Here is a 26,374-nt window from a genome sequence, read left to right on the forward strand (position 1 = left end):
TCGTATAACACAGGCGAATATCGTTTTCCAAGTGCTAGGCATCATCCTCGGTGATGTAGCGCCGCTCATGGCGCAATCCCATGCTCGTGAGAATTTCGTAGCCGATCGTTCCGGCAGCGCGTGCAACGTCATCGACGGCCATATTGCTTCCGAACAGTTCGACGTAGTCACCGCCATGGACGGCGTTCTCGGGCAGGTCGGTGATGTCGAAGATCGTCAGATCCATGGTGATCCGCCCGGCAACCGGCACCTTGCGGCCGGCAATGAAGCCCTGGCCGCCCTGCGGCACCGACTGGCGCAACGGAACACCTCTGCTCGACTGGCTACGCATATAGCCGTCGGCATAGCCGGCCGAGACGATCGCCAGACGGCTGTTCCGGGTCAGCTGCAATGCCCTGCCATAGCTGACGAATTCGCCCGCATTGACCGTGCGCACCTGGATGACCCGCGCTTCTGCCGTCAACACCGGGCGCATCGGGTTTGCCATGCCGCTTACAGCCTCGCCGCCATAGAGCGAAATACCGGGGCGCGTAAGGTCGAAGTGATAGTCGCTACCGAGGAAGACGCCAGCCGATGCCGAAAGGCTTGAATCGATACCTTCATAGGCGGCGCTAACCCTGCGGAATGATTCGAGCTGTTGCCTGTTCGTTGGTGAACTGTGGTCGTCGCCGCAAACCAGGTGGCTCATCACCAGCACCGGCGAAAAGCTGGCCGGTCGCGAGACGTCGTCGGCCATTGCGATTGCCTCGTTCATCTCGATGCCCAGGCGGTTGAAGCCGGTATCGACATGCAGGGCGCAGGGGTAGTCGCCGTAATCGGCCAGCACCGCCATCCAGAAGGCCAGTTGTTCCTCCGACGAGATCACCGGCACGAGATCGTTCTCGAAGAAGCGCCGCTCGGTGCCCGGCCAGATGCCGGCGAGAACGAAGATGCGGGCCTCCGGCGCGTAAAGCCTGAGCGTCACACCCTCATCGACGGTGGCCACGAAGAAGTCGCGCGCACCGGCCAGATAAAGCGCTTCGCCGGCGTCTTCGATCCCTGTTCCATAGGCATCGGCCTTGACGACGGCGCCCGCCCGCGCCTTGCCGGAGCGGCGGCACATGTCCTTCCAGTTCTCCGCCATCGCGGTGAGGTCCACCGTAAGGCGCAAACCGGCGGAGGCAAAACGGTCGTCTTCGTAGTCGTCGGGAATGTCGGTCATAACTCACATCAGAAATAAGGCCAGAGACAAGTCTCCGGCCATTCTAGAGGTCAACTGTGATGAACGGAAGGGCCGGGCCGCGCTGCAGCCGGCACCTCAGTGTTCCTCGTAATGCGTAAACGATGGCTCGGCGAGGTCCGCAAAGCGCGTGAATTCCGCCTGAAACGCCAGCTTTACCGTGCCGGTCGGTCCGTGACGCTGCTTGGCGATTATCACGTCGGCTGTTCCCTTGACCTTGTCGAACAGAGCTTCCCATTCCGGGTACTTCGGATCGGAGAGATCGCGGGGCTCCGAGTTCTTGACGTAATATTCCTCGCGGAACACGAACAGCACCACGTCGGCGTCCTGCTCGATCGAGCCTGATTCACGAAGGTCGGAGAGCTGCGGGCGCTTGTCGTCGCGGCTTTCGACCTGACGCGACAGCTGCGAAAGCGCGATGATCGGAACGTTCAGCTCCTTGCCGAGCGCCTTCAGCCCGGTGGTGATCTGGGTGATTTCCTGCACGCGGTTTTCACCCGACTTGCCGGAGCCGGTCATCAGCTGGATATAGTCGACGACAAGGCAATCGAGGCCGCGCTGGCGCTTCAGGCGACGTGCACGGGCAGACAACTGGGCGATCGAGATGCCACCGGTCTGGTCGATGAACAGCGGCACTTTCTGCATCATCATCGAGCAGGCAACCAGCTTTTCAAAATCGGCGTCGTTGATGTCGCCGCGGCGAATCTTCGAGGAGGAGACTTCCGTCTGCTCGGAGATGATACGCGTTGCCAGCTGTTCGGACGACATTTCGAGCGAGTAGAAGCCGACGACGCCGCCGTTCTTCGCCTTGGTGCTGCCGTCGGGCTGCACTTCGCCTTCAAATGCTGCCGCGATGTTGTAGGCGATGTTGGTGGCAAGCGAGGTCTTGCCCATGCCGGGACGTCCGGCGAGCACGATCAAGTCCGACCGCTGCAGGCCACCCATTTTCGAATCGAGCGAATGAATGCCTGTCGAGATACCCGAGAGGCCGCCATCGCGCTCCTTGGCAACGGCTGCCATGTCGATCGCCAGCGCAATCGCATCGTTGAACGCCTGAAAGCCGCCGTCGTAGCGGCCGTTTTCGGCCAGTTCGAACAGCCGGCGTTCGGTGTCTTCGATCTGCGTCTGCGGCGGCATGTCGAGCGGTGCGTCATAGGCGATGTTGACGACGTCCTCGCCGATGGTGATCAGCGCCCGGCGCAGCGCCAGATCGTAGATCGCGCGGCCATAGTCCTCGGCGTTGATGATGGTCACGGCTTCGCGGGCGAGGCGGGCAAGATATTCTGACACCGTCATGTCGCCGACCTTTTCGTCGGCCTTGAGGAACGTCTTGATCGTCACCGGATTGGCGATTTTGCCCATACGGATGATGTCGCCGGCAACCTCGTAGATCTTGCGGTGCAGTGGCTCATAGAGATGCGGCGGCTTGAGGAAGTCCGACACCCGGTAATAGGCGTCGTTGTTCATCAGGATCGCACCGAGAAGCGCCTGCTCGGCTTCGATGTTGTTGGGTGCTTCGCGGTAATGCTGCTCCGGCTGAGCAACAGCGGCAATCTTTCGAGCGACGTCGTTCATCTTGATCCGTTCTGTCTTATCCAGCGTCGGGTTTGCAATTCACCAACAGGAAAATCAAGTGCTGAGCATGGCATGCGGTCAAAACAATCAGGCTTTGCCCGTTCTTCGACTTCTCCACAGCGCGGCGCGCCACCAGACGAAAATACCGTGAGTGTAGCCGTCAGGACACGGCGCAAACCGACTCACGCGAATCACTGTGTTCGTGGTATTTTAGGCCTCGAACAGAAAGCATGCATTGAGACTCTCGCGCTTGAAGCTTGAAAAGCACAGAAAATGAATGTAGATAGAACATATATAATAAGCATACTAATGAAATGAGCTGAATCATATGACAAATACGCCCCTTGGACGTGAGCTGATTGAGGATTTGGCTGCTTTCAACCGAAAGCTGAGGGCCGTCTTCGACAAGATTGTTCGGGAGCGCAATATGACACTGCCACGGGCGCGCGTCTTCTTCACGCTCAACAAGAAGGACGGCATCAACCAGCGAGAGCTGGCCGATCGGCTGGAACTGGAAACGCCGACATTGGTCCGCATCCTGGACGCAATGGAAGGGCAGGGGTTTGTCGAGCGCCGCGTGGCTGGCTCTGACCGCCGTGCCAAGGAAATCTACATCACCGAGACGGGCAAGGTGGTTGCCAGCCAGATCGATGATATTGCCGTCAGCGTCCGTGCACAGGTAATCGCCGGTATTCCCGAAGTGGATTTGAAGACGACCTTGAACACCATACGAGCCATGCAGGCAAACTTGCAGGGTATTCGCGGAGAATGAGGTTACGTAGATGAGCCTCGTCGATGCCGAAAGCGATCGTGATGCGCTGAAAGCCGCTGATGACGCGGCCGGGCGCGAAATTCAGCCGCCACCGGTGCCAGCGGCCATGCCGGGCTGGAAAGTGCCCTTCTACCTGGCTGCGTCGCTCCTGCTGTTCCTGACGCAGGGCCTCGGCATGAACCTGCTGACGGCGAACATCTACCAGCTCCAGGGCTCGTTCTCGGCAACCACGGCAGAGGTCTCGTGGCTCTCTGCCGCCTACATGGCGCCTTATGCCAGCCTCTCGATCGCGCTGTTCAAGATCCGCACGCAGTTTGGCCTGAGACCGTTCGCCCAACTCAGCATCGTCTGTTTCGTCATCGCCGCATTGCTGAACCTTCTCGTCACCGATCTGCATTCGGCGATTGTCGTCAGGGCGATCAGCGGCATAGCGGCGGCCCCGATCTCCACACTCGGCTTCCTCTATATGCTGGAAGCCTTTCCGCCGGAACGAAAACTGTCGACCGGCATCAGTCTGGCGCTGATGTGCACGCTGTTTGCCGCACCCGTCGCGCGGATCATCTCGCCGTCCCTGCTGGAGTTCGGCGGCTATCACGCGCTCTATACGCTCGAGATGGGCCTGGCGCTGATCGTGTTCGCGATCATCTACACCATGCCGTTGACGCCGCCGCCGCGCGCCATCGTCATCCAGCGGTTGGACATCCTGAGCTATCTGCTGTTGGCAGTCGGCTTCGGTTGTCTCGCCGTCGTGCTCACGCTCGGACGCCTTTACTGGTGGTTCGAGGCGCCCTGGATCGGCGTCCTCCTTGCCGTGGCTGTCGGTTGCCTCGCGCTTGTCCTCGCCATCGAACTGCCGCGCGCCAACCCGATGCTCGATTTTCGCTGGGTGCTGTCGGGTCCCAATCTGCGGATGGCAGGTGTGCTCCTGCTGTTCCGCTTCATCTCGTCGGAACAATCCTCGACGGCGGCCAATTTCTACCAGCAGCTGGGCCTGCTCAACGACCAGACGATCACACTTTACGCGATCATTCTGCTTGCCTCGGTGATCGGCGGCTTGTTCTGCGCACTGCTGATGACGACGCGCTACGTCAACACCGCACATCTTATTTCGTTGGTCCTGATTGCCGCGGGCGCCTATCTCGACAGCCAATCGACCAGCCTGACACGGCCGGAGCAGATGTATTTCAGCCAGGCGCTGGTTGCGGCAGGCGCCGCAATGTTTCTGCCGCCGGTCATGTCGAGCGGCTTCAAGGCCGCAATGGCCCGTGGAACGCCATTTATCGTCAATTTCCTGGCGATCTTCCTGTTTACCCAGAGTATCGGTTCGCTGTTTGCTTCTGCCATGCTCGGCACCTTCGTCACGATCCGTGAGAAGTTTCATTCGAACGTTCTGGTCGAGCACATCCTGTTGCAGGACCCACAGGTGGCGCAGCGCGTATCGCAACTCTCGGCGTCCTATGGCAAGGTCATTGGCGACAAGACACTGCTGAACGCAGAGGGGCTTGCGCTGTTGTCCCAACAGGTGACGCGCGAAGCCTATATCCTCGCCTATAACGATACTTTCCTGGTCATCTGCATTTGCTCATTGCTGGGGCTTGTTGTCATGCTGCTTCATCAGGCATGGCGGCGCTTATCCCAACACGATGCAGCGGACCTTCCTAACACAGCTGCAGTTCAATCCTGATCGCGAGTTCCCAGCATGTCGAAAATCTTCCGGTCCCCGACCAGCATCATCGCCCTTCTTGCCGGCATCGCTGGCGTGCTGCTGGTTCTTTACGCCTGGCGCCTGCCGCCGTTCAAAACCTCGGTCGAGACCACAGACAACGCCAACATCAAAGGCTATGTCACGATCTTGAGCCCGCAGGTGAGCGGTTATGTCGTCGATGTCCCTGTCAAGGACTACGAGATGGTGAGGCAGGGCGAGGTGTTGGCGAAGATCGACGACCGGATCTACGCCCAGAAGCTCGCTCAGGCCCGTGCAGCGCTGGATGGACAGAAGGCATCTCTGGAAAATTCGCGCCAATCGGAACTCTCGGCCAAGGCAACGATCGCATCCAGCCAGGCACAGATCGATAGCGCCAATGCTTCGTTGAAGCGCGCCCAGCTCGCCTGGGATCGCATCAGCAATCTCAATGACCGCGGCATCGCATCGGCAAGCGAATCCGAACAGGCGCAAGCGACGCTCGAGGAGGCCAAGGCCGCGCTGAACCAGGCGCAATCCGCACTGGAGGTTTCCAGGCAGAGCCTTGCAACGATCATCGTCAACCGCTCGCTTCTGGAAGCCAATGTGGCAAGCGCCGAAGCCACCGTCCACCTGGCGGAGATCGATCTCCAGAACACCTCGATCGTCGCGCCGCGCGACGGCCATCTCGGAGAGGTGGGCGCTCGCCTGGGGCAATATGTGACGGCCGGCACGCAACTGATGGCCGTGGTGCCTGACGATGTCTGGGTGGTTGCCAATTTCAAGGAAACGCAGCTTGAAGGAATGCAGGTCGGTCAGCCCGTCTCGATCATCGTCGATGCACTCGGCCGGCAGCGCCTGACGGGTCGCGTCGAACGCTTTTCGCCTGCTGCAGGCTCAGAGTTCGCCGTCATCAAGGCCGATAACGCCACCGGAAATTTCGTCAAGATCGCCCAGCGCGTCGGCGTCCGTATCAGCATCGATCCGGACCAGCCGGCCGCCAGGAACCTGGCGCCGGGGCTTTCGGTGGTCGTTCACATCGACAAGAGCGCCGAGCCCAAGCCGAAGACAGCGGCCAACTGACACACTGTCACCGGACAGCAAAAAGCCCGGTACGAGACCGGGCTTTCGCATGTCCGAGATTGCTCTCGAAAATCTTATTCGTCGTCTTCGGCGTTGCCGTCGGCTTCCGGATCGAAGAAGTCTTCAGGACGCAGGGCGTCTTCGTCAACGCCGTAGATGGCGTCTACGGACGTCAGGGTTTCGCCCTTCTTCTGACGCTCAGCTTCTTCAGCCGAACGAGCAACGTTGAGTTCGATCTTGATTTCGACTTCGGCGTGAAGCTGAAGTTCGACTTCGTGCAGGCCGATGGCCTTGATCGGCGTGTTCAGGTGAACCTGATTGCGGCCGATGTTGAAGCCTTCGGCAGCCAGGATATCGACGACGTCGCGAGCAGCGACCGAGCCGTACATCTGGCCGGTTTCGCCAGCCGAACGGACGACGATGAAGGACTTGCCTTCGAGAGCGTCGGCAACGGTCTGTGCTTCGGACTTGCGCTCGAGGTTACGGGCTTCAAGCGTCGCGCGCTCGGATTCGAAGCGCTTCTTGTTGGCTTCGTTGGAGCGCAGCGCCTTGCCGAGTGGCAGGAGGTAGTTGCGAGCGAAGCCGTCGCGAACCTTTACGGTTTCGCCCATCTGGCCGAGCTTGGAGATACGTTCGAGAAGAATAACGTCCATGTGAGTGTTCCTTTCGTGTTCTTAGATTTGTGTGTCTGTCGGTTTGGGGGCATCAGCATCCTTGTGCGGGGTAAGGGCAATCGCCTTGCGGGTATCGCTAAGCCCCAGAACGAGGATGAAAAAGGCTGGCACCATCAGCATGAGCGATGCCAGGTAGCAGAGGATCAGCGCCGGCAGGCGCCATTCCTTGCCACGCGTGCGGAAATGCAGCGCGGCAAAACCGGAGAGCAGGAAACCGGCACCGAACGTGCCGACAAGCGTTGCTCCGACCATCGCCGGAATGCCGCCAAGGAAGGTGGCAGCAAGACCGACGAGAAAGATGAAGATCGTGTTGCGGTTCATGCGCAGCGAGGAGGGGATGTCCTCGCGCGGACGCAGGCCGCCGCCGGATGCGGTGACGATGCGGGTGGCAACGTAATAGGCGGCAAACAGCATGATCACCCACATGCCGCCCTGAATGGCCGGAAGCAGAAGGAGAACCAGAGCCTTGGTCTGCGAGATCGTTGCGGCGTCTGGCGCGAAGTCCGCCTGCTGCTGCACCACCGACGTGAACAGCGCATCGACCAGCCGGTCGATCAGTTCGGGACCGTATCCGATCATCACGCCGACAACGATGACGGCGAGCGTCACCAGGCCGCAGAGATGCAGCAGGATGTCGGACAGCGGATACCAGGCCATCAGATGGTCAGGACCACCGATTTCGGAAGCGGGACGGGCAAGGTTTGCGAGGTGGCTGATCCACCCGGCTGGCAGCAGCGTGACCAGCGTCATCATCAGCGCGAAGGACGGCGAGATGGCGATCGCGCCAACAACGGCGGCAGTGAGCACGGCTGAGATCGCCGCCATGTTGCCCCAGCCGAGGCCGACGAGAAGAATGGGGAGGGCCGAGGCGGCATAGAGAACGGCACTGAAGGACGGCTGAAGGCTTGCGCCCAGCACCAGAAGTGCGGCGGTCAATCCGGCGAGCGCGCCGAGGCCAAGCATTTTCGTATTCAATGGTTTCACGGTCGCTGTCCTGCTTAATCAAGCAGTTAGAGGGACTCTTCTGAATCAGTTTCAGAAAGGCCTCAACATGGGTTTTAAGAGTTCCGATCCGCGCCCATCGCGAAAGGGAGAAGGGAAGGCATCACTGCCTTCCCTCGATTTGATGGCGTCAGCTGATTAAGCGACGACGTAAGGCAGCAGGCCGAGGAAACGAGCGCGCTTGATCGCCTGGGCGAGTTCGCGCTGCTTCTTCTGGGAAACGGCCGTGATACGCGAAGGAACAATCTTGCCACGCTCGGAAATGTAGCGCTGCAGGAGACGAACGTCCTTGTAGTCGATGCGCGGAGCGTTTGCACCGGAGAACGGGCAAGTCTTGCGACGACGGTGGAACGGGCGACGGACCGGTGCGGAAGAAGATTCAGACATTCTCAGTTCTCCTTATACACGGTCTTCGCGCGGACGGCGCGGACGGTCTTCACGGTCGCCGAAGCCACCTTCACGCGGAGGACGAGGACCACGATCGCGATCGCCGAAGCCGCCTTCACGCGGGCCACGGGCGCCATCACGCGGGCCGCGGTCGTCGCGGTCGCGCTTCTGCATCATGGCAGACGGGCCTTCTTCGTGTGCTTCAACAGCGATCGTCATGTAACGCAGGACGTCTTCGCTGATGCGCATCTGACGTTCCATTTCGTGGACCGCAGCTGCTGGTGCGTCGATGTCCATCAAGGCGTAGTGAGCCTTGCGGTTCTTCTTGACGCGATACGTCAGGGACTTGAGGCCCCAGTTTTCAATGCGCCCGACCTTACCGCCGTTAGCTTCGATAACACCCTTGTACTGTTCTACGAGGGCATCAACCTGCTGAGCGGAAATATCCTGCCGGGCAAGGAATACATGTTCATAAAGAGCCATGACAGCTTTGCCTTTCTTGCGTTGGTTCAACCCGATATTCGGCGGCTAAGCCTCAACGACTGCTCCTGATGGGCGAACCCAGGCAAGAAAAGCGTTTCCGAGACGGTCGAGAGCGGAGACACGGGAGGCTGGAACCCTTCGGTTCCGACGGCTCTCTCACGAAAGCCGGCCCTCCGTTCAGCCACCAGCCAGAAGACCGGGTTTGCGAACAAGGCGGCTTATACGGATTTCTGAACGAAACGCAAGGGTCTGGTTGTGGATGATCGAAGTGTGCATCGATTGCGGTCTCTCGCAATGGGTGTATAGCGTATAGGATGCATAAAATACAAGATACAACCAAATGCAACTGTAGCGACTAGAGGGAGGAAGTCATGTCAACGGTTCAAGCTATCCTTGATGACGCAATAGAGTGGAAGACATGGACATCGGATGCGGGGATGCTCGCATTCTTGACGGATTTGCAATCCAACATTCTGAAAGGGCACGGTCGGGACTACACAGCGAATATTTTCCTGAGCTTTGAAGGCATGCCCCAGGAGAAGATTTCGGCGCTACTGCAAACGCTATCGTATCTCACAACATCCGCGCTCGACCAGTTGCGGGCGGCAGCAGCATACAGTGCGACAAAAGTCAGTGGTGGGCGTGTGCTTTGCGTTTTCCTCACGGCCAACGGATATCAGCGGCTCGGCGTCGCGCAGAGCGACATGCCGGCAGATCTTGCCTTCCGGGCCGGGATGCAGGCACGGGGTGCTCTTCCCAGCCTCAGGTTCAAGAACATTCCGGTGGATTTCCCGGGAATCAATGACCCGGCACGGTCTGGCTGGGAGAGAGGAGGCCCATGGGATCCTGGCAAAGGAAACCCTGATGCGATGGTCCTGATCGCCGACGATGATGCCGGCCTCGTTTCCGCGGGCGTCAATTCTCTGAAGGATGCGTTCATGGATGCAGGCGTTACGGTGCTCGGCGTCGACCGGGGAGAGGCCCAACGGCGCCGGCAGTTGAACGGCAGTCCCAAGGGGGAGGGCTTAGAGCATTTCGGATATGTCGATGGCGTCAGTCAGCCACTCTTCCTAGTGGAAGATTTCAGAGCGAACCCGGCGTGGTCGGAAGCATTCGTGCCATCTCAGTTCATCGTGCCTGATCCGGCGAAATGCACCCCTTTCTCCTGCGGAAGCTATTTCGTCTACCGCAAGCTGGAACAGAACGTCCAATTGTTCAAGAAGCAGGAAGAAGAGCTGGCAGCAGCCTTAAAACTGACCGGAAATGACGAAGAAAGAGCCGGTGCGCTTGTTGTTGGCCGGTTCGAGGACGGAACACCTGTCGCCTTGCATCCTGAGGGGCAGGCGGGCGTGCCGACGAATGATTTCAATTACGCTGGCGACAATCAAAGTGATCCACTGACCGCAACCTGTCCGTTCAAAGCGCATATCCGCAAGACGAATCCGCGGACGGCTGGTGATGATAATGAGCGTGCGCACATTATGGCCCGTCGCGGTATCACCTATGGCAAGCGCAACCGTGAGAGCGTTGATGAGGATTTCTCCGACCATGATCAGCCGACAGGCAAGGTAGGGCTACTCTTCATGGCCTATATGTCGGATATTGCGGAGCAGTTCGAATTCACTCAGAGTGCCTGGGCCAACAACACGAACTTCAAGATTCAGAACACAGGCGTTGACCCAGTGATTGGGCAGCAGCCGAATGGCCCGGCAGATATCGCGTGGACGGATGCAATAACGGCTAGTAGTGCAATGTTCGATTTTAAAGCAGCCGTCAAACTGATGGGTGGTGCATATTTCTTCGCACCGTCGATTAGCTTTCTACAGAAAGGCCAGCGCCCAATCGCTGTTGCGGCATTGCAATAGAATTTTCGGGCACCTGTTTTGCGGGTGCCCGGAAACCCCAAGATCAGATCGGCATCGGATATTCGCGATGCACCTTCTCGATCTCCGCCAGAACCTCGTGCGAAAGCTTCAGATCAGCGGCATCGATATCCGTCTTCAACTGCGCCATTGTCGTTGCGCCGATAATGGCGGAGGTCATGAAGCGGCGGGTCAGGCAGAAGGCGATGGCCATTGCCGACGGGTCGAGCCCATGGCGCCTGGCAATCTCGATATAGGCCTTGGTCGGTGCTTCCTGCAGCGGTTGCAGGCGTCCGCCGATATCGCCGTTGATCGAGCCGCGCGATCCGTCCGGCGTGGCGCCGCCGACATACTTGCCGCTCAAAATGCCGCCGGCAAGCGGCGAGTAGGCCAGCAGACCGACATCCTCGTGGTGCGACATCTCGGCCATGTCGAGGTCGTAGTGCCGGTAAAGCAGATTGTACTCGTTCTGAATGCTGACGACGCGCGGCAGGCCGAGCTGTTCGGCCAGCGCCAGGTACTTCTGCGTGCCCCAGGTGGTCTCGTTGGAAAGGCCGAGCGTGCGAACCTTGCCCTCCTTCACCAGCGCGCCCATCGTTTCCAGGATGTCGGTGATGTTGGCGAGCGCCTTGGCACGGTCCTGCTTGTAAGGATCGTAATGCCAGTTCTGGCGGAAGTGGAAGTGGCCGCGGGTCGGCCAGTGGATCTGGTAGAGATCGATATAGTCGGTCTTCAGCCGCTTCAGGCTGACGTCGATCGCAAGCCGGATGTTCTTGGCGTCGGCACCTTCGCCGCCACGGATATAGGAGCGGCCGGGGCCGGCAACCTTGGTGGCGAGAACGATATCCTTGCGCTTGCCGGTCTTCGCCAGCCAGGTGCCGATGTAGTCTTCGGTCAGGCCCTGCGTCTCCGGGGAAACCGGTGTCGTTGGATAAAGCTCGGCCGTATCGAAGAAGTTGACGCCATGCTCGACGGAATAGTCCATCTGCTGGTGCGCTTCGGCCTCAGTGTTCTGCGTGCCCCAGGTCATGGTGCCAAGGCAGATTTCGGACACCGAGATATCGGTGCGACCAAGTTTCTTGTATTTCATTTGTAACCTTAGGGCTAATTTTCGGAGAAAGAGGTCGTGGCAAGAGGGCCGGAATTTAGGCCGGAATTGTGCAAGCGCAAGTGCAAAAGTGCGGCTTTGTCGCAGAGGCGAAAGCCTTGGAACGCAGGCGTCCGCCACTTGACTCTCGGGGAAAGAACGTCAATTGGAGGCCAAATAACCAGAAGTCCATATAAAAAGGACATAGGATGACCATCGCTTTCACATTCCCGGGCCAGGGCAGCCAGGCCGTCGGCATGGGCAAGGAACTTGCCGAAAATTTCGCCGAGGCCCGTGCCGTTTTCCAGGAAGTTGACGACGCTCTCGGCGAGAAGCTGTCCGAGACCATGTTCAATGGCCCTGAGGAAACGCTGACTTTGACCGCCAACGCCCAGCCGGCGCTGATGGCCGTGTCGATGGCCGTGGTCCGCGTGCTCGAAGCAAAGGGCGTGGATCTCAAGGCCAAGGTTTCCTACGTCGCCGGCCATTCGCTCGGCGAATACTCGGCCCTCTGTGCCGCCGGCACCTTCTCGCTCGCCGATACCGCACGTCTGCTGCGCATCCGCGGCAATGCAATGCAGGCCGCCGTGCAGGTTGGCGTCGGTGCCATGGCGGCCATCATCGGCCTTGAGCATGCCGACGTCATCGCCGTGTGCGAAGAAGCATCCGCGCTCGGCTCCTGCCAGATCGCCAACGACAATGGCGGCGGACAGCTCGTGATCTCCGGCGAGAAGGCGGCCGTCGAAAAGGCAGCAGCCATCGCCACCGAAAAGGGCGCCAAGCGCGCCATCCTGCTGCCGGTCTCCGCACCCTTCCATTCCAGGCTGATGGCGCCTGCCGCCGATGCGATGCGGCAAGCGCTTGCCGGCGTTGCCAAGTCGAACCCGATCGTGCCGCTGATCGCCAATGTGCGCGCAGCACCGGTGACGGATGCCGAAGAGATCGCCGGATTGCTGGTCGAGCAGGTCACCGGCCAAGTCCGCTGGCGCGAGACGGTCGAATGGTTTGCCGCCAATGGCGTGACGACGCTTTACGAACTCGGCTCCGGCAAGGTTCTGACCGGCCTTGCGCGCCGCATCGACAAGACCGTCAACGGCATCTCGGTCAATACGCCGGCCGATATCGATGCGGCCGTTGCCGCGCTTCTGGCCTGATTGATTTAACGATTACAAGGAATCCTTCCATGCTCGATCTATCCGGCCGCAAGGCTCTGGTTACCGGTGCCTCTGGCGGCATCGGCGAAGAAATCGCCCGCATCCTGCACAAGCAGGGCGCCATCGTCGGCTTGCACGGTACCCGCGTCGAGAAGCTCGAGGCGCTGGCCAACGAGCTTGGCGATCGCGTCAAGATCTTCCCGGCGAACCTGGCTGATCGCGACGAAGTCAAGGCGCTCGGCGTCAAGGCCGAAGCCGATCTCGAAGGCGTCGATATTCTCGTCAACAATGCCGGCATCACCAAGGACGGCCTGTTCGTGCGCATGAGCGACGAGGACTGGGACAACGTCATCGAAGTCAACCTGACCTCGATGTTCCGCCTGACCCGCGAGCTGACACATCCGATGATGCGCCGCCGCTATGGCCGCATCATCAACATCACCTCCATCGTCGGCGTCACCGGCAACCCCGGCCAGGCCAACTACTGCGCCTCCAAGGCCGGCATGATCGGCTTCACCAAGTCGCTGGCGCAGGAGATCGCAACCCGCAATGTGACGGTCAACTGCGTCGCGCCCGGTTTCATCGAGAGCGCCATGACCGGCAAGCTGAACGACAAGCAGAAGGATGCGATCATGGGCGCTATCCCGATGAAGCGCATGGGCACGGGCGTCGAAGTCGCCTCCGCCGTTGCTTATCTGGCTTCGTCGGAAGCGGCCTACATGACGGGCCAGACTCTGCATGTAAATGGTGGCATGGCCATGATCTGAAACGGAAAACTGGCCTTCGGGCCGTTTTTCCCCGCAATAGCGTGTTGACCAACCCTATGGGGTTGATTTTCTGGCTTTGCGGCAGACATAAACCGTGTTAATCGGGCCATGACTGTCAACAGTCTCCCGAGAAAGAAGACGGACCGGCGGGCTTTTGTGCAAGCCTGGGACATCTCTGGTAGCCGGGTACAACGAGATTGCCGAAGGTGGCCCAAGGGCGCTGCAGGCTGAACAGGGTAGGGTGCCATAAAGGCATTCTGATCAGGATATAAGGTCGAGGAAACCGACATGAGCGATATCGCAGAACGCGTAAAGAAAATTGTTATTGATCATCTTGGCGTCGATGCCGACAAGGTTGTCGAAGGCGCAAGCTTCATCGACGATCTGGGCGCCGACTCGCTCGACACCGTCGAACTGGTCATGGCCTTCGAAGAAGAATTCGGCGTTGAAATTCCTGATGACGCTGCAGACTCGATCCTCACGGTCGGCGACGCTGTAAAGTTCATCGAAAAGGCACAGGCTTAATCCTGAGCATTTCTGAAAGGGCGGACCCAGAGTCCGCCCTTTTTATTTTCTGGCATGGTCTCCATAGAACAAAAAAGGCGGGGTAATGCAGTCGATGAGACGGGTCGTAATTACCGGCACCGGCATGGTGTCACCCTTGGGATGCGGAACGGAAGTGACGTGGGCCCGCCTGCTTGCAGGTGAAAACGGCGCACGCCTCGTAACCGAATTCGAAGTTGACGACCTGCCTGCCAAGATCGCCTGCCGCATTCCTGTCGGCGATGGCACCGGCGGCACCTTCCATGCAGACAGCTGGATGGAGCCCAAGGAGCAGCGCAAGGTCGATCCTTTCATCATCTACGGCATGGCCGCCGCGACAATGGCGCTGAACGATGCCAACTGGCATCCCGTAACGGACGAAGACCAGATCTCCACCGGTGTCTTGATCGGCTCCGGCATCGGCGGCATCGAGGGCATTGTCGAGGCCGGCTACACGCTGCGCGACAAGGGTCCACGCCGCATCTCCCCATTCTTCATTCCCGGCCGTCTGATCAACCTGGTCTCCGGCCAGGTCTCGATCCGTCACAAGCTGCGCGGCCCGAACCACTCCGTCGTCACCGCCTGCTCGACCGGCGCGCATGCCATCGGCGATGCTGCCCGTCTGATCGCATTCGGCGATGCCGACGTCATGGTTGCCGGCGGCACCGAATCTCCCGTCAGCCGCATCTCGCTCGCAGGCTTCGCCGCCTGCAAGGCGCTGTCCACTCAGCACAACGACGACCCGACCAAGGCCTCGCGCCCCTATGACAAGGACCGCGATGGTTTCGTCATGGGCGAGGGCGCCGGTATCGTCGTTCTCGAGGAACTCGAACACGCTCTCGCACGTGGCGCCCGGATCTACGCCGAAGTCGTCGGCTACGGTCTGTCGGGCGACGCCTATCACATCACCGCACCGTCGGAAGATGGCGAGGGTGCCGGCCGCTGCATGGCGGCTGCGCTGAAGCGCGCTGGCCTGACGCCTGATGACCTCGATTACATCAACGCTCATGGCACCTCCACGATGGCTGATACGATCGAACTCGGTGCCGTCGAGCGTCTGGTCGGCGACAGCGCTTCGAAGATCTCGATGTCCTCGACGAAGTCCGCAACCGGCCACCTTCTCGGTGCCGCCGGCGCGATCGAGGCGATTTTCGCAACGCTCGCCATCCGCGACAACGTCGTGCCGCCGACGCTCAATCTCGACAATCCCGAGCGCGAGACCAAGATCGATCTCGTCCCGCACAAGGCACGTCAGAGAGAAGTGAACGTGGCTCTGTCGAATTCCTTCGGATTCGGCGGTACAAACGCATCGCTGGTGTTGCGCCGCTACGTCGCCTGAGACTGATTCACGACGTTCGCAACGGGCCGGGCAGCTCGATCTGATGGCTGCCCACCTGCATTTCGCCGCATTGCTTCGCAAGAAGCAGCTTTTGGGGCCAAATTTAGAGGATTGCCGGTGAGCGATACGAACCAGAGCAACGACACAACTGGCCAGCAGAACCAGCAGCCGCAGAACGGGCCGATCATTCCGAAGTCGCCTGCCGAGGCGCTGCGCCCGGAGCGCGTGCCCGAGCCGCCGAAGCGCTCCAGGAAGGCCAGAAGCCAGGTCGTCATCTTCCTGAACTTCCTGATGACGCTGGTCGTGCTTGGCTGTGCTGTTGCTGTCGTGGTGTTCTACTATGCGATCTCGACCTATCAGAGCCCGGGTCCGCTGGAAGCCAACACGAACTTCATCGTGCGCAATGGCGCCGGCATCACCGAGATCGCCTTCAATCTCGAGCGCAACAACATCATCTCCGACGGCCGCGTCTTCCGTTATCTGACGGCAACGCACTTGAACGAAGGCGAAAGCCTCAAGGCCGGCGAATACGAGATCAAGGCGCATGCTTCCATGAGTGAAATCATGGAACTGCTGAAATCCGGCAAGTCGATCCTCTATTCGGTATCCTTCCCCGAGGGCCTCAGCGTCCGCCAGATGTTCAATCGCATGAACGAGGATCAGGTGCTGGAAGGCGACCTGCCTGCCGTTCTCCCGGCTGAAGGCAGCCTGCGCCCCGATACCTACAAGTTCTCGCGCGGTACCAAGCGCGCCGAGATCATCGAGCAGATGGCGGCAGCTCAGCAGAAGCTCGTCGATCAGGTCTGGGAGAAGCGCGATCCGTCGCTGCCCTTCAAGTCGAAGGAAGAGCTGGTCGTTCTCGCATCCATCGTCGAGAAGGAAACCGGTGTTCCTGATGAGCGTGCCCATGTCGCGTCGGTGTTCCTGAACCGGATCAATAAGGGTATGCGGCTGCAGTCCGACCCGACGATCATCTACGGATTGTTCGGCGGCGACGGCAAGCCAGCCGATCGGCCGATCTACCAGTCCGACCTGAAGAAGGAAACGCCCTTCAACACCTACGTGATCAAGGGGCTTCCGCCGACGCCGATCGCCAATCCCGGTCGTGATGCTCTCGAGGCCGTTGCCAATCCGTGGAAGACGCAGGATCTGTATTTCGTCGCCGATGGCAGTGGTGGCCATGTGTTTGCGGCAACGCTCGAAGATCACAATGCCAACGTCAAGCGCTGGCGCAAGCTGGAAGCAGACAAGGGCGCTGATCCGAACATCGCCGTCGATGGGCAGCCGGACGGCGCAAATCCCGTCGAGGCGCCGGCTGCACCCACGCAGAAGAAAAAGAAAAACTAACCGATACCGGAGGCTTCCATGGCTTTGCAGTCCATGACTGGTTTTGCGCGGCGCGAAGGCACCACCGACCGCTGGCGCTGGGCATGGGAACTGCGCTCGGTCAACGGCAAGGGCCTCGACGTGCGCCTGCGCCTGCCGCCCGGCCTCGAGCGGCTGGAGAACGACGTGAAGCGGCTTGCGGGTGAACAGTTCAGCCGCGGCAATATGCAGGTGTCGCTTTCCGTCTCCTCAGGCGAGAACCGCTTTGAGAGCGTTCTCAATCAGGAAGCGTTGGCGACCGTCCTTGCACTGCGCGATCAACTGGCCGGGATCATCGATCCCGAGCCGCTCAAGCTCGATACGCTGCTCGCTATCCGGGGCATCATTGATTTTCGCGAGACCGAAGACAGCCCCGAGGCGATTGCTGCACGCGACGCGGAAATAATGGATGGGCTGTCACTTGCCCTTTCCGACCTGCGGCAGATGCGCGAGCATGAGGGTGCTGCACTCACCCGCGTCCTGCTGGATCAGGTGGCGATTGTTGAACGCATGGCGCTCGTCGTCGAAAACGATCCGTCGCGCTCGCCGCGCGAGATAGCCGCGCGGCTTGCCGCCCAGGTGGCGATGCTGATGGACGGATCCGGAAAGTTCGACCAGGACAGGCTCCACGCCGAAGCAGCGCTGCTGGCCACAAAGGCCGATTTGCGTGAGGAAATCGACCGCCTCAAGGCGCATGTGGTGGCGACGCGCGAATTGCTCGCAAAAGGCGGTCCCATCGGGCGAAAGCTCGATTTCCTTGCACAGGAATTTAACCGGGAATCGAATACCATCTGCTCGAAGTCCAATGCGGCGGCCGTGACAGCCGCCGGCATTGAGCTGAAAGTGGTCATCGATCAGTTCCGCGAGCAAGTTCAGAATTTGGAGTAGACACATGAGCCCGGCCCCGTCGAGCCCCCAAACGTCGAGCACACCGACCAAGATCGCCCGGCGCGGGCTGATGCTTGTGCTGTCATCGCCATCAGGCGCCGGCAAGTCGACCATCGCGCGCAACCTTCTTGAGCGCGACCGCAGCCTCGAAATCTCGGTGAGCGTGACGACCCGTCAGCGCCGTCCGAGCGAAATCGCCGGCACCCACTACCATTTCATCACCATCCCGCAGTTCGAGCGCATGCGCGACAGCGGTGAGCTGCTCGAATGGGCGGAAGTGCATGGCAATTTCTACGGCACGCCGCGCGAGCCGGTAGAGGCTGCCATGGCAGACGGTCGCGACATGCTGTTCGACATCGACTGGCAGGGCGCCCTGCAGCTGCAGGAGAAGATGAAGGCCGATATCGTCTCGATCTTCGTGCTGCCGCCAACGATGACCGAGTTGCAGTCACGTCTGCACCGCCGCGCCGAGGATTCGGAAGAGGTCATTGCGACGCGTCTGGCGAATTCTCGCTCGGAAATCGGCCACTGGCGCGAATATGACTATGTCATCGTCAATGACGACCTGAACACTGCCTTTGAGGCTGTCCAGTCGATCGTCCGGGCAGAGCGCCTGCGCCGCGACCGCCGCTACGGCATGTTCGACTTTGTCACCAGATTGATCGAAGAAACGCCGGTTCTCTGACTGGCCGACATTTCGATCGATGCAACGCCGGCGCCTGAGGGCTGCCGGCTGCATTGATCTCTATCTGTGAAGCTGGATGCATTTTTGATTGCAGGGCCGCCTGGCCCTGCAGAGGGCGCTACAGGCTGTTTGCCAGCAGGCAGAACTCTTCGACCGAAAGTGTCTCGGCCCGTCTCTGCGGGTCGATGCCTGCCTTCGCCAGCAACGTCTCGCCGCCAACCGGCTTCAGGCTTTGGCGCAGCATCTTGCGGCGCTGGCCGAAGGCTGCCTGCGTCACCTTTTCGAGATTGGAGAAGGAGCAGGGGATGGGGTTTGCATTTGGCGTCAGATGTACCACGGTAGACGTTACCTTCGGCGGCGGCGTGAATGCCTGCGGGGGGATGTCGAAGGCCATGTGCGCGTCCGTACGCCAGCCACAGAGCACGCCCAGCCGTCCGTAGTGGTCATCGTCCTGGTCTGCGACGATGCGCTGGCCGACTTCCTTCTGGAACATCAGCGTCAGCGATTGCCAGAACGGCGGCCATTGCTTCGGCAACAGCCAGTTGACCAGCAACTGCGTGCCCACATTGTAGGGAAGGTTGGCAATGATCTTCACCGGCCCTTCAGGCGCCAGTGCCTCGAAATCCGTCGCCAGCGCGTCGCCTTCGATCACCTCTAGCCTGCCGGGATAATGAGCAGAAACTTCGGCCAGCGCCGGCAGGCAACGCGGGTCGCGCTCTATCGCAATGACCTTCTTCGCGCCAAGCGCCAGAATGGCCCTTGTCAGGCCGCCGGGACCGGGGCCAACCTCGAAAACAGTTACGCCTTCCAGAGAGCCGGCAGTCCGGGCAACCTTCTGTGTCAGGTTCAGGTCCAGTATGAAATTCTGGCCGAGCGCCTTGCGGGCATCGAGGCCATGACGCTTGATCACGTCGCTGAGCGGCGGCAGCCCGTCGAGTGCGGCCATCAGTTGTTGCTCTTCGCAACACGGCTGAGCTGTGCTGCGAGCTTCAGCGCTGCAACGAGGCTGCTTTCGCGCGCCAGCCCCTTGCCGGCAATGCCGAAAGCGGTGCCGTGATCGGGCGAGGTGCGGATGAAGGGCAGGCCGAGCGTCACGTTGACGGCATCGTCGAAGCCGAGCGCCTTGGCCGGGATCAGCGCCTGATCGTGGTACATGCAGACCGCCACATCGTAGCGCGAGCGCGCTTCATCGTGGAACATCGTGTCGGCAGGCAGAGGACCGATCGCGTCGATACCCTCGGCGCGCAGGAACTGGACCGCCGGATGGATGATGCCCGCATCTTCCTTGCCGATCGCACCGTCTTCGCCGGCATGCGGATTGAGGCCGGCAACGGCAAGGCGCGGATTGGCAATGCCAAACCGTTGCACGAGATCGGCATGCGCGATCCGGCAGGTCTCGATGATCAGTTCAGGCGTCAGTGCCTGCGGCACATCCTTGATCGGAATATGGATCGTCACCGGAATGGCCCGGAGCTTCGGCCCGGCCAGCATCATCACGGGCATGACCGGCTTGCCGGTCGAGCGCGTTGCAAGTTCCGCCAGAAACTCCGTATGCCCAGGGAAACGGAAACCGCTCTCGTAAAGGACGGATTTTGCGATCGGGTTGGTCACGACGCCGAGGGCTTCGCCCGATATGGTCAGCGATACGGCCTGTTCGATGGACGCGATCGTACCCCTGGCCGTTGCAACATGGGCTTCACCGGCAGTCACCTCGATGCCCGCTGGTATCGGCAGGACGGGGAGGGCATCAGCAAATGTGCTCATGGCGCTGGCGCAGTCGGCTTCGCGGATCGCCACCGTCAAATCCAGCATCCGTGCGCGCGTTGCAAGCACATCAGGATCGCCGATGAAGATAAAGGGCGGCAGGCCGAGCTCGCGGCGGCGCAGCCATGCCATCAACGTTACGTCAGGGCCGATCCCTGCGGGATCACCTTGGCTGAGAGCGAGCGGGCGCGAAAACGATAATGTCATAGGGTCTTACGGCCGCATGATCTGCGCTTTTTTGCGCAGCTCTTCGATGTATTTCGTGGCATTTGCGTTCTCTGGAGGGGCGCCCTTGCCGCTCTTGGCGCTATTCAGGTCTTCTTCGCGGAAGACCATCTCAGCGGCCTGGTCATCGGAGACCTGGCGCTGGCTGCAGATGCCGAGATATTCAACACCCCTGTCAGTGACGCGTGTAGCCGTGGTGTTGCCCTTGGCCTGCTCGACGAGAGGCTTCCATTCCGGCGGCAACTCAGGGGCAAGCATGCGACCGAGATCGCGAACCGATACGTCACGCATCGTAGCGGCAAATACCTTGGCCTGCTCGCACCCAGGATACTTCGAACGCGATGCTTCGGCCTCGCTCTTGCGCTTGCCGACGATGCCCTTCTTGCTGGCAGGCACGACAAAGATCATCTGCTGCAGAATGTATTCGGTGGTCTCCGGCTTCTGCTTGTTGTTCTGCATCATCCGGGCAACGAGGTCGGAGTTCGACATCTTGTTGCTGGAACCATAGCGGGCATTCACAAGCCGCGGCCAGCTCATCTGCACGGCGATGAACGCCTTGAAGTGATCGACGCCAACACCGGCCTGGCTGAGGATCTGCGTCATCTGTGCGGTGGAAAGCTTGTTGCCGCTGGCAAACCGTCCGAACGACGCATCGACGTCATCCTTGGACACCGACATGCGGACACGAGAAATTTCCTGTTCCTTCAGCGTCTGCTCGACCAACTGGTCTTCGGCGGTCTTGGCATCAGCCTTCTGATGCTGGAGGCGCAGGAAGGCCTGACGCTTGGCGACATCACCGCTGGTGATGGCCTTGCCATTGACGACCACTCGGACTTCACTCGCTGCGAAGGCAGTTCCGGCCTGCGGCATAGCCAACCCTGCTAGCATGGCCAAGGCCAAGCCTGCGATCATCGTTTTTACGGTTCTCTTTGCGCCAGTCATCTATCGACCCTTCCCATTGACGCCGCGCTTTCACGTCGCGACGCGCCTGTCTTACCGAGATAACATCGGCATAGCTGTCTTCGATAAAGCGCAGCATATGCCGGAGATATCCATCGGCGACAATGTCCTGCACAGCGTTACGGCGAAAGAAAGGCTCCCTTCTTTCGCCGCATCACAAATTCGGTCAGTTGCTGTAGATGTTACCGTAACCCAGCTGGCTGGCGTCACCGACGTTGATGTCGCCAAGCGTACGGAACGTCAGGCGCGCACCGATCGTCCAGTCGCTTGCCGACTGGTCGCTGGTGTCCCGCTTGTCGGAGTAGGCGATCGTGAAGATCGTGCACTCGTCTTCGTAGGTCAGGCCGATCGTCTGGCGCGTGAAGGTATTGTTGTTCAGATCGTAGGCGATACCGCCAAAGACCGACCAGTAATCCTTGAACTTGACCATCGCCTTCGTCTGGACTTCGTCGTTGTCGGTATCGTAGCCGTATTCAGGCTGCGCAGACACGTGCGTATAGAGCAACTGGCTCTGGAAGGTGTCTGTCTGGAAACCTGCCGTCAGATCGCCACGGCGAAGCTCGAAGGTCTTCTCGTCAAGACGATAGGACGCTGCGAAGGCAAAGCCCTGCGGCGTTTCGATGCCGCCGAGGCCAACATAGTCCGAACGGCTGCTTTCCAGTCCGGAATCAGCGCCGACATTGACCAGGTCGTCGGTGTCGAAGGAGTTCTGACCGGCGAGCTGGTAGGATTGGCCGAAGATACCATGCAGCTTGTAGCCGTTGTCGAATGTCCCGGTGTACTGGAACCCGACATTGGCGCGTGTGCCGCCCTCTACCCGATCGTAGCCTGAGAACTTGTCGCGCTCGAACAGGTTGGTCGCGTCGAACACGAAGCTCTGCGCGTCTTCGTTGGGAAGCGCTCCGGCCAGCGATTCGTTTGGTCTGGCATAGATCTGCATGATCGGCTCGAACACATGGGTGCTGTTCGCCGTCGTGCCGAGGATCGGATAGCGCATCTCCAGTCCGGCGGTCACCATTCCGCGCGTCGCCGCATCGCTGGTGTCGTAGCCGCCGGTGTAACCCGTCGGATCGTCCATGTTGAGCGCGAATGCGTCACCGCGAGCGGCGAGCAATGGCGTGATCAGCACGCCGGCGGGCGTAACGAAGGTCCGCTTCCAAGTCAGTTCACCCGTCAGGCGGGATGTCTGGCCTTCGAGGCCACGATAACGATCGAAGCCTGCCACGTTGTAAAAGTCTTCATGGCCACGCGAGATGTTGGTGAAGTTCACGTCAGCCGACACTTCGCCGCCGGCAAGCGGCTGAGGCGCCACATAGTGATAGTCCATCACAGGATAGACGATCGCCTGCTTCTTTTCGGCGGTGTTGTTCGGATCCGCGTCCTGAACATCGAAATAGAAGGAGCGCAGGTCGAAGTAGTTACGCTTGCCAAGGCCGGTCAGGTAGACCTGATTGGTACGCGTCGAATCCTTGAGGTCCTTGAGGCTGTAGGTGCGCGCGAAATTGTTGTCGCTCTGCACCATGACGTCCCATCCGAACGCCCAGCGCGGGTTGATCTGGAACGCGCCCTTCGACGCGATCATCCCACGTGTATCGCTTTCGGCGTCGCTGGTTCCGGCAGAGAACTGGCTTGAGTTCATCTGATTGATGCCGGCGATGCGTAGCGTATGAGTGCCGTTCTCGAAGCGCTGGCGGAATTCGGCCTCAGCCAGGAAACCCTGGGTCGTATAGCCGGTCCCTGTAACCGTCGCGTCCATACTGGGCGAGATCACGTAGTAGTACGGGACCGAAACGCCAAAGCCGAGATTTTCGGCCGTAACAAAGCTCGGGAACAGGAAGCCGGACTTCCGCTTTACCGTGTTGTCGGGAACCTCAAGCCAAGGCACGTAGGCGATCGGATGACCTAGCAGTTCCATGCGGGCGTGCTCGAGGCGAATCGTGTGCTTCTCGCCGTTCTGCACGACGCGCTCGGCTTTCACCTGCCAGAACGGAGGCTTCTTCGGGTTCTCGGCGCAGGGCAGACAGGCGGTATAGACGCCCTTGTTGAAAATCATCTGCGTTCCGCCGACACGTTCGCCGGTTTCGGCGACGATGCGCGTGTTGTCCGCAGTTTCGACGCGCAGCGAATTGACGAAACCGTCCGCGAAGTCGTCGGTGATATCCAGCTTGTCGGCATACATTCTGTTGCCGTCCGGGCTGACGAGCTCGACATTGCCGAGCGCCATCATCCGGCCGGTCTTCTGATTGTACTCGACCCGCTGCGAGACCATTTTGTAGCCGGCGTAATTTATCTGTACGCCGCCAACAGCAGAAACGATCTCTGCGTCCTTGTTATAAATAAGCTCATTTGCCGAAAGAAGCATCTTGGCTTCCTTCGAGACATTGGGCTTCATGTTTTGCAAAGCGTCTTGCGCGATGGCGACAGGAATACTGCCGGTATAGCTGCACAGGGCTACGCCTACGAACAGGGCAACCAACTGCTTACGAACACTTTTGCGGTTGCCTGCCGCCACTAGCCATCCTCCTGATGAAGCAGAATTGTTGCACCCAAAGCCAAGGCGACGGTGACCGGGATCCACGTCGCCACGAAAGGCGGGACAACCCCACTGCTTCCGAATGCTTTCACAAGCACGGTGATCACATAAAGCACGAAGCCCGATAGGATTCCACCCAGAATCACGGACCGTGATTGGTTGAACCGGCTAAATTTTAGGGACACTGTTGCAGCAATGAGAGTCATCGCCACGAGGAGCAGTGGTTGGGACAACAATGAGTGGAATTGAGTCTCTAGAGCCTTGGTCGGAATTCCAAATGACTTGGCTGCTTCGATTCGGCTCGAAAGGTCGAAAAATGCAATGGTTTCAGGGGCTGTAAGCCTCTGTTCAACGAAGTCTCGTTTCAAATTGGTACGGACTTGTACCTCATCCTTACGCTGGGCAATCTCGCCGGGGCGTCGCTCCATAACGTTCTTAAGAAGCCAGTAACCATCTTCCAATTTTGCCGACGCCGCATCCTGTCTGAGGATGATGTGGTTGGTCGAATCGAAGTGCACCAGCACAGCATCGACGAGCAGCGTTCCGCCCTCGAGAACGTTATGCGCACCGATGATGACGTCGTCCTGGCCGCTGATCTGGCGGATCCACGGAACCTCCGGCGCGCCGTTGGTCGAGCCATTGTCGCCACGCCAGTTGCTTTCCACGGACGCGGCCTGTCGCTGTCCCCAGGCCGCCAGCGGATTGAGCACGGCCATGACGCCGATGCCGAGCATGAACGAGCCGGCGATGAACGGTGACATGAACTGCCACACCGAAATCCCGGCTGCGCGCGTTACCACGAGTTCGTATTTGCGGTTCAGCCCGATCAGCACTGTCATGCCGACGAAAAGGGCAATGAAAGGCACCGTCTGCTGGAGAATGAGCGGCAGGCGCACGGCCGTCATCAGCAGTCCGCCGGCAACGGTATAGCCGGGGAGGCCCGACATGCGGCTGGCGGTTTCGCTGAAATCGACCAGATAGACGATGCCGGTGACGCCGAGGAAAAACCAGATCGTCGTGATCAGGTAGCGGCGGAAAAAATAGCGGCCCAGTGTTCCGAAGATCATGCGTTTCCTCCGGCCGAAGGCCCGGCTGGACGCGATCCCTGCCGGACGCTGCGCACGACGGCCGCGATTCGATCAACCAGAAAGCCGAACAGAGACACGCGTTTGTGCAGCACGAGCGATATGATCGACGTGATGCTGATGACAATCGGGATCGCGTATAGAACCCCGATGAATATCGGTTTGGCTTCGATCTGGTTGGCCGCGTAGAAGGTTGCCCAGCGGACGGTAAAGGCGATGACCAGTGCCGAGACCATCGGGTGCAGCCGCGCTTCGCGATGCGAACGGGCGTCGCCGGCGATCGCCAGTGAAATCAGCGCGTAGACCATCGGCAGCAGCCAATCGGTCAGCCGTCGGTGCAACTCTGCGCGATAGCTTCCCGGCCTTGAGACGTAGTCCTTGTCGGTCGTATCGGGATTGAGCAGGAACGGCAGTTCGCGGTCTGACGCACGCAATGTAGACTGGCCGCGGTTCTGGGTCAGGTCCGACAGATCGAAGGAATAGGAATCGAATCGGATCACCGAGACGTCGCCGGTCGGTGTTTTGCGATGCACTTCGCCATCATGCATGATCAGCGACGTGCCCTTCTCGTCAACGGCGCCTTCACGCGCATAATAGATCAGCTCGAAGGCCGGATCGCGTTCATCGACAACGAAAAGACCCTTCAGGACGCGGCCCGCAAGCCGCTCCGAGATCTGAACGTAGAGGCCGTCGTCGATCTTGCGGAAGTTCTTCTCTTCAATGACGGTCGAGAGCAGATCGGCGTAAGCCGCGGCAATCATTTGTCTTGCGCCGGTCTTGGCCTTCGGTTCGACGACGTTGTCGACGAAGAAGGAGAACACGCTGATAACGGCGGCAAGAATGAGGATCGGGCGCCAGATGATGCTGCGCCGTGCGCCGGCTGCATCGATAACGGCAAGCTCCGAATCATTGTTCATCGTCGTCAGCGTCTGTGTCACGCCGATCACCAGCGCGAATGGAAGCACGACGGGAATGATCGACGGCAGGATAAGGGTCGCGAGCTTGGCAAACGAGCCGACCGACTGGCCGCTATCGGTCACCAGATTGATGCGCTGCAGCACCTGAGTCGTCCAGATGATCGCAAGCACGGGTAACAGGGCGACGAGAAACATCTGGCCCACGCGCCGCAATATATATGTTTCAAGCAGTTTCATGCACGCCCTTGAACGCTCTTCGCGAATTCTTGCCGCCACGCAGCGCAAACCATCTACGCTTTTTGGTTTGCTTTTGCGACAAGCTGC

At 59.8% G+C, this 26,374-nt stretch carries 25 protein-coding genes; 11 read left to right on the forward strand and 14 right to left on the reverse strand.

All coding sequences use genetic code 11. From position 1 onward, the window contains the following. Window positions 1-34: 34 nt before the first annotated feature. Together alr and GVL52_RS08220 are read right to left on the reverse strand one after the other, a co-directional pair. Window positions 35-1,201: an alanine racemase gene (gene alr, locus GVL52_RS08215; protein ID WP_160005675.1), complete on the reverse strand. Its 1,167-nt coding sequence runs from the start codon at window positions 1,199-1,201 to the stop codon at window positions 35-37. Window positions 1,202-1,297: 96 nt separating this feature from the next. Next, window positions 1,298-2,794, reverse strand: a complete 1,497-nt coding sequence (locus tag GVL52_RS08220; protein ID WP_160005677.1) for a replicative DNA helicase — start codon at window positions 2,792-2,794, stop codon at window positions 1,298-1,300. A gap of 328 nt (window positions 2,795-3,122) precedes the next feature. On the opposite strand from GVL52_RS08220, the gene GVL52_RS08225 reads away from it, so the two are divergent. From GVL52_RS08225 to GVL52_RS08235, 3 genes are read left to right on the forward strand one after another with little or no spacing between them, the layout of a single operon-like run. Continuing rightward, complete coding sequence (locus GVL52_RS08225; protein WP_160005679.1) at window positions 3,123-3,566, forward strand: MarR family winged helix-turn-helix transcriptional regulator; 444 nt, start codon at window positions 3,123-3,125, stop codon at window positions 3,564-3,566. 10 nt (window positions 3,567-3,576) lie between these two features. Further along, window positions 3,577-5,250 (forward strand): MFS transporter, encoded by a 1,674-nt coding sequence (locus GVL52_RS08230; RefSeq protein WP_160005681.1) that lies wholly within the window; start codon window positions 3,577-3,579, stop codon window positions 5,248-5,250. Between the two features lie 15 nt (window positions 5,251-5,265). Beyond that, entirely contained in the window at window positions 5,266-6,330 is a 1,065-nt protein-coding gene (locus tag GVL52_RS08235; protein ID WP_160005683.1) for an HlyD family secretion protein, read from the forward strand. Between the two features lie 74 nt (window positions 6,331-6,404). Here the strand turns inward: GVL52_RS08235 and rplI are convergent, their stop codons facing one another. The 4 genes from rplI to rpsF all read right to left on the reverse strand — a co-directional run bounded on the left by rplI (window position 6,405) and on the right by rpsF (window position 8,876). After that, the gene (gene rplI / locus GVL52_RS08240; RefSeq protein WP_160005685.1) at window positions 6,405-6,983 is read right to left on the reverse strand and encodes a 50S ribosomal protein L9; all 579 of its coding nucleotides are present in this window, start codon (window positions 6,981-6,983) and stop codon (window positions 6,405-6,407) included. Window positions 6,984-7,004: 21 nt separating this feature from the next. Next, entirely contained in the window at window positions 7,005-7,988 is a 984-nt protein-coding gene (locus GVL52_RS08245) for a DUF2232 domain-containing protein (protein WP_160005687.1), read from the reverse strand. A gap of 156 nt (window positions 7,989-8,144) precedes the next feature. After that, window positions 8,145-8,393: a 30S ribosomal protein S18 gene (gene rpsR, locus GVL52_RS08250; protein WP_007531286.1), complete on the reverse strand. Its 249-nt coding sequence runs from the start codon at window positions 8,391-8,393 to the stop codon at window positions 8,145-8,147. Window positions 8,394-8,405: 12 nt separating this feature from the next. After that, window positions 8,406-8,876, reverse strand: a complete 471-nt coding sequence (gene rpsF / locus GVL52_RS08255) for a 30S ribosomal protein S6 (RefSeq protein WP_160005689.1) — start codon at window positions 8,874-8,876, stop codon at window positions 8,406-8,408. A 371-nt stretch (window positions 8,877-9,247) separates the two neighbouring features. On the opposite strand from rpsF, the gene GVL52_RS08260 reads away from it, so the two are divergent. Continuing rightward, window positions 9,248-10,741, forward strand: a complete 1,494-nt coding sequence (locus GVL52_RS08260) for a Dyp-type peroxidase (protein ID WP_160005691.1) — start codon at window positions 9,248-9,250, stop codon at window positions 10,739-10,741. Between the two features lie 43 nt (window positions 10,742-10,784). On the opposite strand, the gene GVL52_RS08265 is transcribed toward GVL52_RS08260, so the two are convergent. After that, window positions 10,785-11,828 (reverse strand): aldo/keto reductase, encoded by a 1,044-nt coding sequence (locus GVL52_RS08265; protein WP_160005693.1) that lies wholly within the window; start codon window positions 11,826-11,828, stop codon window positions 10,785-10,787. Window positions 11,829-12,034: 206 nt separating this feature from the next. On the opposite strand from GVL52_RS08265, the gene fabD reads away from it, so the two are divergent. From fabD to gmk, 7 genes are all read left to right on the forward strand, one after another. After that, window positions 12,035-12,979 carry an ACP S-malonyltransferase gene (gene fabD, locus GVL52_RS08270; RefSeq protein WP_160005695.1) on the forward strand — a complete coding sequence of 315 codons (945 nt, stop codon included), beginning with the start codon at window positions 12,035-12,037 and terminating at the stop codon, window positions 12,977-12,979. Between the two features lie 29 nt (window positions 12,980-13,008). After that, window positions 13,009-13,746, forward strand: coding sequence for a 3-oxoacyl-[acyl-carrier-protein] reductase (gene fabG, locus GVL52_RS08275; protein WP_160005697.1), 738 nt, complete (start codon window positions 13,009-13,011; stop codon window positions 13,744-13,746). A gap of 288 nt (window positions 13,747-14,034) precedes the next feature. Then, window positions 14,035-14,271 carry an acyl carrier protein gene (locus tag GVL52_RS08280; RefSeq protein ID WP_003502080.1) on the forward strand — a complete coding sequence of 79 codons (237 nt, stop codon included), beginning with the start codon at window positions 14,035-14,037 and terminating at the stop codon, window positions 14,269-14,271. Between the two features lie 94 nt (window positions 14,272-14,365). Further along, the gene (gene fabF / locus GVL52_RS08285) at window positions 14,366-15,628 is read left to right on the forward strand and encodes a beta-ketoacyl-ACP synthase II (protein WP_160005699.1); all 1,263 of its coding nucleotides are present in this window, start codon (window positions 14,366-14,368) and stop codon (window positions 15,626-15,628) included. Between the two features lie 117 nt (window positions 15,629-15,745). Next, window positions 15,746-16,975, forward strand: coding sequence for an endolytic transglycosylase MltG (mltG, locus tag GVL52_RS08290; protein WP_160005701.1), 1,230 nt, complete (start codon window positions 15,746-15,748; stop codon window positions 16,973-16,975). 18 nt (window positions 16,976-16,993) lie between these two features. Beyond that, window positions 16,994-17,881 (forward strand): YicC/YloC family endoribonuclease, encoded by an 888-nt coding sequence (locus GVL52_RS08295; protein ID WP_160005703.1) that lies wholly within the window; start codon window positions 16,994-16,996, stop codon window positions 17,879-17,881. 4 nt (window positions 17,882-17,885) lie between these two features. Continuing rightward, complete coding sequence (gene gmk, locus GVL52_RS08300) at window positions 17,886-18,566, forward strand: guanylate kinase (RefSeq protein ID WP_160005705.1); 681 nt, start codon at window positions 17,886-17,888, stop codon at window positions 18,564-18,566. A gap of 118 nt (window positions 18,567-18,684) precedes the next feature. On the opposite strand, the gene rsmA is transcribed toward gmk, so the two are convergent. From rsmA to GVL52_RS08330, 7 genes are all read right to left on the reverse strand, one after another. Next, complete coding sequence (rsmA, locus tag GVL52_RS08305; protein WP_160005707.1) at window positions 18,685-19,512, reverse strand: 16S rRNA (adenine(1518)-N(6)/adenine(1519)-N(6))-dimethyltransferase RsmA; 828 nt, start codon at window positions 19,510-19,512, stop codon at window positions 18,685-18,687. Continuing rightward, on the reverse strand, window positions 19,512-20,537 hold the full coding sequence (gene pdxA, locus GVL52_RS08310) for a 4-hydroxythreonine-4-phosphate dehydrogenase PdxA (protein WP_160005709.1): 1,026 nt from the start codon (window positions 20,535-20,537) through the stop codon (window positions 19,512-19,514). Before pdxA ends, rsmA begins: the two co-directional genes overlap by 1 nt. A 6-nt stretch (window positions 20,538-20,543) precedes the next feature. Then, window positions 20,544-21,467, reverse strand: a complete 924-nt coding sequence (locus GVL52_RS08315; protein ID WP_244619118.1) for a peptidylprolyl isomerase — start codon at window positions 21,465-21,467, stop codon at window positions 20,544-20,546. Further along, on the reverse strand, window positions 21,391-21,594 hold the full coding sequence (locus GVL52_RS30810) for a hypothetical protein (protein ID WP_244619120.1): 204 nt from the start codon (window positions 21,592-21,594) through the stop codon (window positions 21,391-21,393). The genes GVL52_RS08315 and GVL52_RS30810 overlap by 77 nt, the downstream gene beginning before the upstream one ends. Before the next feature lie 87 nt (window positions 21,595-21,681). Continuing rightward, entirely contained in the window at window positions 21,682-24,027 is a 2,346-nt protein-coding gene (locus GVL52_RS08320) for an LPS-assembly protein LptD (RefSeq protein WP_160005711.1), read from the reverse strand. Further along, a complete protein-coding gene (gene lptG / locus GVL52_RS08325) occupies window positions 24,027-25,115 on the reverse strand; it encodes an LPS export ABC transporter permease LptG (protein WP_160005713.1) in 1,089 nt (362 codons plus the stop codon). Before lptG ends, GVL52_RS08320 begins: the two co-directional genes overlap by 1 nt. Next, window positions 25,112-26,287: an LptF/LptG family permease gene (locus GVL52_RS08330; protein ID WP_160005714.1), complete on the reverse strand. Its 1,176-nt coding sequence runs from the start codon at window positions 26,285-26,287 to the stop codon at window positions 25,112-25,114. The genes lptG and GVL52_RS08330 overlap by 4 nt, the downstream gene beginning before the upstream one ends. Window positions 26,288-26,374 lie beyond the last annotated feature (87 nt).

It is taken from the genome of Rhizobium sp. 18055, assembly GCF_902706285.1.
Classification (GTDB): Bacteria; Pseudomonadota; Alphaproteobacteria; order Rhizobiales; family Rhizobiaceae; genus Rhizobium.